At 70.1% G+C, this 1,649-nt stretch carries 1 protein-coding gene and 1 pseudogene; both read left to right on the top strand.

What is annotated here, in order from left to right; translation table 11 throughout:
• Nucleotides 1-489, top strand: a pseudogene (locus tag VLF38_RS09505) (2-oxoglutarate ferredoxin oxidoreductase subunit alpha); the annotation flags it as partial.
• Nucleotides 489-1,604, top strand: coding sequence for a 2-oxoacid:ferredoxin oxidoreductase subunit beta (locus VLF38_RS09500; protein WP_325271025.1), 1,116 nt, complete (start codon nucleotides 489-491; stop codon nucleotides 1,602-1,604). The pseudogene VLF38_RS09505 and the gene VLF38_RS09500, both read left to right, overlap by 1 nt.
• Nucleotides 1,605-1,649: the final 45 nt, after the last annotated feature.

Genomic DNA, 1,649 nt, shown 5'->3' with positions numbered 1-1,649 from the left:
CACGGCAACATCTCCTACGACCCGGCCAACCACGACTTCATGGTCCGCACCCGCCAGGCCAAGGTCGACCGGATCGCCGACTCGCTGCCCCCGCTCGAGGTCGACGACCCCGACGGCGACGCCAAGGTCCTCGTCCTCGGCTGGGGCTCGACCTACGGCCCGATCGGCGCGGCCTGCCGTCGCGTCCGGAAGGCCGGCTACAAGGTCGCCCAGGCCCACCTGCGCCACCTCAACCCGCTCCCCAGCAACCTCGGCGAGGTCCTCAAGGGCTACGACAAGGTGCTCGTGCCCGAGATGAACCTCGGCCAGCTCTCCCTGCTGCTGCGCGCGAAGTACCTCGTCGACGCCGTCGGCTACAACCACGTCCGCGGACTGCCCCTCAAGGCCACCGAGCTCGCCCACGCGATCGGCGAGATGGTCGGCCAGGCCGAGGGCGTCGACATCGAGCTGGGCGTCTGGGGCGAGCCCACGCAGAAGGAGCACATCTGATGAGCGAGCCCGTGGCCCCCTTGGGCATCCCCACGTTCCGCTCCGGCACGGAGTCGGTCCCGGGCCTCCCCGAGGGCGCGCCGGCGCAGACCGGCAAGGACTTCACCTCCGACCAGGAGGTGCGCTGGTGCCCCGGCTGCGGCGACTACGCCGTGCTCAAGGCCGTCCAGTCGTTCCTGCCCGACCTCGGGCTGCGCCGCGAGAACATCGTCTTCGTCTCGGGCATCGGCTGCTCGTCGCGGTTCCCCTACTACCTCGACACCTACGGCATGCACTCGATCCACGGCCGCGCGCCGTCGATCGCCACCGGCATCGCCACGGCTCGCGAGGACCTGTCGGTGTGGGTCGTCACCGGTGACGGCGACGCGCTGTCGATCGGCGGCAACCACCTCATCCACGCGCTGCGCCGCAACGTCAACATGACGATCCTGCTCTTCAACAACCGGATCTACGGGCTCACCAAGGGCCAGTACTCCCCCACCTCGGAGACCGGCAAGATCACCAAGTCGACCCCGATGGGTTCGCTCGACCACCCGTTCAACCCGGTGTCGCTCGCGCTGGGCGCCGAGGCGTCCTTCGTGGCGCGCACCATCGACTCCGACCGCAAGCACCTCACCTCCGTGCTCGCCGCAGCCGCCGCCCACCGCGGCACGTCGCTGGTGGAGATCTACCAGAACTGCCCGATCTTCAACGACGGCGCGTTCGACGCGATCAAGTCGCCGGAGACCAAGGCCGACGCGATCATCCCGCTCGTGCACGGGCAGCCGATCACCTTCGGCGCCGAGGGCTCGAAGGCGCTGGTGCGCGACGGGCAGACCGGCGGCGTGAAGGTCGTCGCGACGGCCGACGTCGAGGCCGCGGACATCCTGGTCCACGACGCCCACAACGAGGACCCCACCGTCGCCTTCGGGATCTCCCGGCTGACCGACTCCGGCTACCTCAACACCTCGCCGATCGGCATCTTCCGGCAGGTCGAGCGCCCGACGTACGACGACCAGGCGCGCGAGCAGCTCGCCGCCGCCGCGCCCGGCACCTCCGGAGATGACGACACCGCCGACCGCGCCGACCGACTGGCGGCGCTGATCGGCGGCGGCGACACCTGGACGGTCATCTGATCGTCCAGGTGCCGGCTCCGCTGAGGATCAGTCGAAGTAGAGCGT

Source organism: Nocardioides sp. (genome assembly GCF_035481145.1).
Classification (GTDB): Bacteria; Actinomycetota; Actinomycetes; order Propionibacteriales; family Nocardioidaceae; genus Nocardioides.
This window is presented reverse-complemented; position numbering and strand designations above follow the sequence as displayed.

Coding starts and splice junctions, on each gene's coding strand:
- VLF38_RS09500 (WP_325271025.1), top strand. CDS start 489: ATGAGCGAGCCCGTGGCCCCCTTGGGCATCCCCACGTTCCGCTCCGGC.